Source organism: Bradyrhizobium sp. (assembly GCF_004799445.1).
Classification (GTDB): Bacteria; Pseudomonadota; Alphaproteobacteria; order Rhizobiales; family Xanthobacteraceae; genus Bradyrhizobium.
Map to the genome: position 1 here is coordinate 1 of NZ_SSNA01000003.1, position 7610 is coordinate 7610.

Annotated in this window: 8 protein-coding genes; 6 read left to right on the forward strand and 2 right to left on the reverse strand. The window is 64.0% G+C overall.

Annotated elements, in window-relative coordinates:
* The 3 genes from rpiA to gor all read left to right on the forward strand — a co-directional run.
* The coding region (rpiA, locus tag E8A46_RS00160) for a ribose-5-phosphate isomerase RpiA (RefSeq protein WP_291555945.1) at positions 1–552 on the forward strand (552 nt) is incomplete at its 5' end.
* A gap of 25 nt (positions 553–577) precedes the next feature.
* Positions 578–1117: a DUF2059 domain-containing protein gene (locus E8A46_RS00165; protein ID WP_291555947.1), complete on the forward strand. Its 540-nt coding sequence runs from the start codon at positions 578–580 to the stop codon at positions 1115–1117.
* Between the two features lie 21 nt (positions 1118–1138).
* Complete coding sequence (gene gor, locus E8A46_RS00170; RefSeq protein ID WP_291555948.1) at positions 1139–2524, forward strand: glutathione-disulfide reductase; 1386 nt, start codon at positions 1139–1141, stop codon at positions 2522–2524.
* 88 nt (positions 2525–2612) lie between these two features.
* Here the strand turns inward: gor and E8A46_RS00175 are convergent, their stop codons facing one another.
* Together E8A46_RS00175 and E8A46_RS00180 are read right to left on the reverse strand one after the other, a co-directional pair.
* A complete protein-coding gene (locus tag E8A46_RS00175) occupies positions 2613–2798 on the reverse strand; it encodes a hypothetical protein (RefSeq protein ID WP_291555950.1) in 186 nt (61 codons plus the stop codon).
* Positions 2799–2986: 188 nt separating this feature from the next.
* Complete coding sequence (locus tag E8A46_RS00180) at positions 2987–3892, reverse strand: alpha/beta fold hydrolase (protein ID WP_291555952.1); 906 nt, start codon at positions 3890–3892, stop codon at positions 2987–2989.
* A gap of 236 nt (positions 3893–4128) precedes the next feature.
* Between E8A46_RS00180 and E8A46_RS00185 the strand changes: the two genes are divergently transcribed.
* The 3 genes from E8A46_RS00185 to E8A46_RS00195 form a co-directional block, all read left to right on the forward strand.
* A complete protein-coding gene (locus E8A46_RS00185; RefSeq protein WP_291555953.1) occupies positions 4129–5517 on the forward strand; it encodes a class II 3-deoxy-7-phosphoheptulonate synthase in 1389 nt (462 codons plus the stop codon).
* Positions 5518–5520: 3 nt separating this feature from the next.
* Positions 5521–5874, forward strand: coding sequence for a diacylglycerol kinase (locus E8A46_RS00190; RefSeq protein WP_291555955.1), 354 nt, complete (start codon positions 5521–5523; stop codon positions 5872–5874).
* 44 nt (positions 5875–5918) lie between these two features.
* Positions 5919–7610, forward strand: a 1692-nt coding sequence (locus E8A46_RS00195; protein ID WP_291555957.1) for an NAD+ synthase, incomplete at its 3' end; no start/stop codon positions are given.

A 7610-nucleotide genomic window follows, 5' to 3' on the forward strand; every position in this document is an offset into this window, starting at 1 on the left:
ATCGGCGTGCCGACGTCGGAAGCGACCCGCGCGGATGCGATACGCTGCGGCATCGCCCTGACCACGCTCGACGAGGTCGACCGGCTCGACCTGACCGTCGATGGCGCCGACGAAATCGACCCCTCGCTCAACCTCATCAAGGGCGGCGGCGGTGCGTTGCTGCGGGAAAAGATCGTGGCCGCTGCCTCCGACCGCATGATCGTCATCGCCGACGACTCCAAATGGGTCGAGGCGCTCGGGCGTTTTCCCCTGCCGATCGAGGTCATTCCGTTCGGACTGCGCGCGACGCAACGTGCGATTGGAGAGGCGTTTGCCGAATGCGGCGTTTCCGGGCCAATGGTGGTCCGAAAGGGCAAGGACGGTCACGTTTTCGTCACCGATGAAGGCCACTGGATCGTCGATGCCCGTTTGGGGCGTATATCCGATGCGCCGAAGCTGGCCGGATCGCTGGCCTCGATTCCGGGAGTGGTCGAACACGGGCTGTTCATCGGCCTCGCCAGCATCGTGATGTTGGCCGGCTCTGAGGGAATTCGCGTTATTGAGCGGCGCTGACGCCGCAATCGAGGAGAAATCGCAGATGAAGAGCCTATCAAGAATCCTGTCCGCCGCCGGCCTTGCGCTGGGGCTGGCTCTGGCCGCCGTTCCGGCCGGGGCGCAACAGCCCGCGGCCCAACCGCCGGCCCCGCTCAAGCCGGCCTCGCCAGCGGCGATCGCGGCGGCGAAGGACCTGCTGAACCTGAAAGGTGTCAGCGGGATCTATGCAGCCGCGGTCCCCAATATCGTTCAGCGGGCCAAGGACCAGCTGCTGGCGAACAATCTGAACTACCAGAAAGACCTGAACGAGGTCGCCGCCGTCATCGCCCAGTCGCTGGCGGGTCGTGAGAAGGAGATCGGCGAGCAAATGGCCAAGATTTACGCCAGCGACTTTACCGAGCAGGAATTGAAGGACCTCAACGCTTTCTACAAGACGCCGGTCGGTCAGAAGCTGCTCGTGCAGGAGCCGAAATCCGTTCAGACCAGCATGGCCTATATGCAGCAGTGGGCGCAGAATTTTAGCGAAACGGTGCTCACTGAATTTCGTTCGGAAATGAAAAAGCGGGGCAAGCCGTTATCGTGATTTGCGTCGACCGGGGCTGAGATGGCTGAGTTCGATACCGATCTGTTCGTCATCGGCGGAGGCTCGGGCGGCGTTCGCGCGGCCCGGATCGCAGCGGGCCACGGAGCCCGGGTCGTGATCGCCGAGGAGTACCGCATGGGCGGTACCTGCGTGATCCGCGGCTGCGTGCCGAAAAAGCTGCTGGTCTATGCCTCGCACATCCATCAGGAGATCGAGGACGCGGCGGGCTTTGGCTGGACCATAGCTTCGGCGACCTTCGACTGGCCGACCTTGATCGCCAACAAGGACAGGGAGATCGCACGGCTTGAGGCGGCCTATACGGCCAACGTGGAAAAGGCCGGCGCGCGGGTGGTCAAGACGCGCGCGGTGTTCGAGGACGCCCATACGCTTCGGCTCGGGACCGGCGAGACGGTCCGGTCGAAAGTCGTGCTGATCGCCACCGGTGGCGCGCCGAACCACGGCCATGCCATTCCCGGCATCGAGCACGTGATTTCGTCGAACGAGGTATTCCATTTGAAGGCGCTGCCGCGGCGCATCGTGATCCAGGGCGGCGGTTATATCGCGCTGGAATTCGCCTGCATCTTTGCCGGCTTCGGCTCCGACGTGACGCTGGTCTATCGCGGCGACAACGTGCTGCGCGGATTCGACGATGACGTCCGCGCCCATGTCCGCAGCGAGATGGAAAAAGACGGCATCACGATTCTGACCGGCTGCACCGTCAACAAGGTCGACAAACACGGCAGGGAATTCACCTCGCATCTGTCGAACGGCTCGAGCATTGCGTCCGACCAGGTGATGTTCGCGATCGGCCGGCATCCGAATGTCGCCGGCCTCGGGCTTGATAAGGCCGGCGTCGCCATCAACCCCGGCAATGGCGGGATCGCCGTCGACGGTTTTTCGAAGACCTCGGTGCCGCATGTCTACGCCATCGGCGACGTCACCCACCGCATCAACCTGACGCCGGTCGCGATCCGCGAGGGTCACGCCTTTGCCGATACCGTGTTCGGCAAGCGGCACGTCGAGGTCGATCATGCCGACATTCCAACCGCGGTGTTTTGCCAGCCCGAGGTCGGCACCGTCGGCCTGACCGAAGCGCAGGCGCGCGCAAAATTCAGCCACGTCGATATCTACAAGGCCAATTTCAGGCCGATGAAGGCGACCATGTCGGGCCGCGACACCAGGGTCCTGATGAAGCTGGTTGTCGACGCCACCATTGATCGCGTCGTCGGCTGTCACATCGTCGGCGACGCTGCGGCCGAAATGGTGCAGGTGCTGGGCATCGCCATCAAGATGAAGGCGACCAAGGCCGATTTCGATTCAACCATGGCCCTGCATCCGACCGCGGCGGAAGAACTGGTGACGATGCGCACACCGAGTGCGCGATATGTCAGGGAAGCGGCGGAGTAACCGCCGGGGAGCCGTGTCCCCCGCGGCTTGATCGCCGGGGATGATGACGGTGGCAGGCGCCGATGATGTCAGCCGCAAGCGGACCGGATCAATTGGCAGGAAGCGGCGCGCCTGCGGTGCGCACCAGCCTGTCCGCCTTTTGCAGGACGTAGTGGTTCTCCGGTTGCTCTTTTGCAAAAAAGCTGACCGCCACAAAGAGCGCGCAGAACATCAACCCTACCAGCATGACCCTGCGGTGGGTGCTTTTGTCGGCGTTGTGGAATGACGAGGACATGCAAGAGCCATAACGCTTCAGGCTCGGCGCGCAACCTCGGTCGATCTTTAACCTTGCTTATGAAGGTTACTCATTGGCGCAATTTTAGCTGAAGTGAATCGATCATCCGTCAGGCAGTCCGGCGTCAGGTCTGCGCGGCTGATTCCGATCCGGGTTAGGGTCGCCGGAACGACGAGGAGGGGGACGCGCTATCCCGTTGCCTCCATCCATTCCGCAGCACCGCGCCAGAGGGTGTCGCGATGCTCGGGGCGAAAGAAGCCGAGATGGCCGATCGCGGTCGCGCCGGCGTCGGCGGGAGTGATGGTCAGAATTTCGGGATTGGTCGATGTAAATCCCGAACAAAGAAGTTCGACCGCCGGCCGCGTCGCCCAGGGATCGTCGGAGAGACACAGCGAGCGCAGCGGGCCCTTGTATCTGGCGAAGTTCGAGAGCGCCTTCAGATCACGGTCGTCGAACAAATAGCGTTTGTGCATGACCCAGCGCACCCACTGCTCGAATACGCCCTTCGGCAGGTCCTCGCCGATCCCGCTCCAGCCCGGCGCGTAGCCCAATAGCCGGGTGAGGGGGGTGCCGACAAAATTCAGCAGGGCAAAGACGCGATAGCGTTCCGGCGAGGCCATCAGCCGCCAGTATCCGGCCTGGGCAGCGATCAGCAGCGCGCGCGAGACTTCGCCGTTGTTGGCAAGCAGTCCAAGCGCCTGGCCGCCGAAGGAATGGCCGACATAGCTGAGCGGCAGATCGTGGTAGCGCTCGCGCATCCACGCCACGGCGGCGGCGACATCGAGCGCGGCCCAGTCCGACATCGAGGCCTTGAAGCCGACCAGCGATTTGGGCTGATTGTAGCCGACCAGCGATTTCTGCCTGCTGTCGCCGATGCCGCGGTAGTCATAGGTCAGGACGGCGCAGCCGCGCCGCGCGAGATAGCCGGCGAATCCCCTGTAGATCTTGCGCGGCACGGCGGTGGCGGAATTGATCAGGATGGCATGGCGCTTGGCCCCGCGCGGCAGGAACAGCGTCGCCCCCAGCACATAGCCATCCGCGGCGGGAAGGGTGATGTCGTCGATGAAAACGTCGTCCTGCCCGGCCTCTGCCACCGCGATTTCCCCTGGGTTGTCGCGAGCGTCCAGCAAACGCGAATTCGGCTTTGGTCGCAAGGGCTTGTCTCAAGGTGCGGAAATCCAACTGGCGGTTCCTCACCAGCCTGTGTATAAGGCGGCCCTTCGCTGCCCCCGACCCGGCTACGCGTGGCTTCGCCGGGCTCTCCAGTGTTGGTCCGCCGAAGCTTTAGCGAAGGCGGGTAAGTGGCGGTTTTTGCTCAGGAGTTGACGTCATGTCCGAGCGGTGGACACCCGACAGCTGGCGCACCAAGCCGGTGCAGCAAGTGCCAGACTATCCCGATGCGAAGGCATTGGCGGATGTCGAGGCGCAGCTGGCGACATTTCCGCCGCTGGTTTTTGCAGGTGAGGCGCGCAACCTGAAGAAGGCGCTGGCGCGCGTGGCCGCCGGCGAGGCGTTCCTGCTGCAGGGCGGCGACTGCGCCGAGAGCTTCGCCGAGCATGGCGCCAACAATATCCGCGATTTCTTCCGCGTGCTGCTGCAGATGGCGGTGGTGCTGACCTATGCCGGCGCCGTGCCGGTGGTGAAGGTCGGCCGCATCGCCGGACAATTTGCAAAACCGCGCTCCTCGCCGACCGAGAAAATCAACGGCGTCGAGCTGCCGAGCTACCGCGGCGACATCGTCAACGACATCGCGTTCACGGCGCAGGCGCGCACCCCCGATCCGCAGCGCCAGCTGATGGCGTATCGCCAGTCGGCGGCGACGCTCAACCTGCTGCGCGCCTTCGCCACCGGCGGCTTTGCCAATCTCGGCAGCGTGCACCAGTGGATGCTCGGCTTCCTGAAGGATTCCCCGCAGTCGCGGCGTTACAAGGAGTTGGCGGATCGCATCTCGGATGCGCTGAACTTCATGCGCGCCTGCGGCCTCGATCTCGAGAGCCACCCGGAGCTGCGCGCCACCGATTTCTACACCAGCCACGAAGCGTTGCTGCTCGGCTACGAGCAGGCCTTCACGCGGGTCGATTCCACGACCGGCGACTGGTACGCGACATCGGGCCACATGATCTGGATCGGCGACCGCACCCGCCAGCTCGATCACGGCCATGTCGAATATTTCCGCGGCATCAAAAATCCGATCGGATTGAAGTGTGGGCCTTCGCTCAAGCCGGACGAATTGCTGCGGCTGATCGAGGTGCTCAATCCGGACAATGAACCCGGACGCCTCACGCTGATCAACCGCTTCGGTTCGGACAAGATCGCCGATCATCTGCCGCAGCTGATCCGCGCCGTGCAGCGCGAAGGCCGCGTGGTGGTCTGGTCTTGCGATCCGATGCACGGCAACACCATCGCCTCGACCTCGGGCTACAAGACCCGGCCGTTCGACCGCATCCTGTCGGAGGTCAAGTCGTTCTTCCTGATCCACGCCGCGGAGGGCAGCCATGCCGGCGGCGTCCATCTGGAGATGACCGGTCAGGACGTCACCGAGTGCATCGGCGGCGCCCGCGCCATCACCGATGAGGATCTCAACGACCGCTATCACACGGTCTGCGATCCCCGGCTCAATGCCGAGCAGTCGATCGACATGGCTTTCCTGATCGCCGAATTGCTCAAGCAGGAACGCGCCGACAAGGTCAAGCCGATGCCGGCCGCGGCGGGACTGTAAGAATTGCTGCGGTTATGGCGGGCCACGGTCAATACGCGTAACGGCCTCGCCTTTGCGATTCGCTCGGAACAGGCCGTTCGCGAGGAGCTTGCCGCGCTGGCGCTCTCTTTGCCGCTGGCGTGGCTGATCGGTATGACCACGATGCGTCGCATCGAGCTGATCGCCGCCGTCGTTCTGGTGCTGGTGGTTGAACTGCTCAACACCGCGATCGAGAAGCTGGCCGACCGGTTGACCACCGATCATGATCCGCAGATCGGGCGGGTCAAGGATATGGGCTCGGCGGCCGTGGGCGTCGCGATGGTCATGGCTGGCCTGTTCTGGCTGTTTTCCCTCGCCGAACGCATGGGCGCGATCTGAAGCATGCAATTGCAGTTTGCCCGCGCCCAAGGCACCATCGCTCAATGAGCGGACCTGTCCTCAAATTCGCGATCACGCTGGCCCAGCTGAACCCGACGGTCGGCGACGTCGCCGGCAATACCGCCAAGGCGCGCGCGGCGCGCGGGCAAGCGCGCGCCGATGGCGCCGATCTCGTCGTCCTGCCGGAATTGTTCATTGCCGGCTATCCGCCCGAAGACCTGGTCCTGAAGCCGGCGTTTCAGTCGGCCTGCCGCGCCGCGATCGAGGAGCTTGCCCGCGAAACAGCCGACGGCGGTCCCGCCATGCTGATCGGCAGTCCCTGGGTCGAGGACGGCAAACTCTACAACGCCTGCGCCTTGCTGGATGAGGGCCGCATCGCCGCCATCCGGTTCAAGGTCAACCTGCCGAACTACGGCGTATTCGACGAAAAGCGGGTGTTCGCGCGGGGGCCCGCCGCCGGCCCGGTCCCGATCCGCGGCGTCCGGGTCGGAGTGCCGATCTGCGAGGATACCTGGCTGGAGGAGTCGGAGGATTACGAGAATGTCGTCGAATGTCTCGCCGAGACCGGCGCGGAAATTCTGGTGGTGCCGAACGGCTCGCCTTACGCGCGCGACAAGAGCGATATCCGGCTGTCGATTTCGGTGGCGCGGGTCACCGAGAGCGGGCTTCCGCTGATTTATCTCAACCAGGTCGGCGGCCAGGACGAACTGGTATTCGACGGCGCCTCGTTTGCCCTCAACGCCGATCTCTCGGTGGCGGCGCAGTTGCCGGCTTTCGAGGAAAACATCACGACGCTGCGCTGGACCAAGAGCGAGGGCGGCTGGCGCTGTACCGGGCCTGTTGCGTCCGTCGTCGAGGGCGACAAGGGCGACTACGCCGCCTGTGTGCTGGGCTTGCGTGACTATGTCGGAAAGAACGGATTTCCCGGCGTGCTGCTCGGGATATCCGGCGGCATCGATTCCGCGCTGTGCGCGGCGATCGCGGTCGATGCGCTGGGCGCCGAGCGCGTGCGCGGCGTGATGCTGCCGTTTCGTTTTACCGCGCAGGTATCGCTCGATGACGCGGCAAAGCTCGCTGGCCATCTCGGCATCCGCTACGAGGTGCTGCCGATCGCCAAGGCGGTCAATGGCTTTGAGGACATCTTGTCCGGCACCTTCGCCGGCCTGCCGCGCGATATAACGGAAGAAAATCTGCAGGCGCGCACGCGCGGCACGCTGTTGATGGCGATCTCCAACAAGACCGGCGCGATGGTGGTCACCACCGGCAACAAGTCGGAAATGTCGGTCGGTTACGCCACGCTCTATGGCGACATGAACGGTGGCTACAATCCGATCAAGGATATCTACAAGACCGAGGTTTTTCGGCTGTCGGGCTTGCGCAATTCGTGGAAGCCGGAGGGCGCGCTCGGGCCTTCGGGAGAAGTCATTCCGCCCGACATCATCACGCGCCCGCCGACCGCCGAGTTGCGCGAAAACCAGACCGATCAGGACTCGCTGCCGCCCTACGACATGCTGGATGCCATCCTGGAGCGGCTGGTCGAGCGTGAGGAGCCGCTGGCGACGATCGTCGCGGCGGGTTTCGATCGCGAGATCGTGGCGCGGATCGATCGCCTGCTCAACATTGCCGAATACAAGCGGCGTCAGGCGGCCCCCGGCGTCAAGGTGACGCGGCGGAATTTCGGGCGCGATCGCCGTTATCCCATCACCAACAAGTTTCGCGATACCGGCAAATCGCTG

Coding starts and splice junctions, on each gene's coding strand:
- E8A46_RS00175 (WP_291555950.1), bottom strand. CDS start 2,798: ATGTCCTCGTCATTCCACAACGCCGACAAAAGCACCCACCGCAGGGTC.
- E8A46_RS00165 (WP_291555947.1), top strand. CDS start 578: ATGAAGAGCCTATCAAGAATCCTGTCCGCCGCCGGCCTTGCGCTGGGG.
- E8A46_RS00185 (WP_291555953.1), top strand. CDS start 4,129: ATGTCCGAGCGGTGGACACCCGACAGCTGGCGCACCAAGCCGGTGCAG.
- gor (WP_291555948.1), top strand. CDS start 1,139: ATGGCTGAGTTCGATACCGATCTGTTCGTCATCGGCGGAGGCTCGGGC.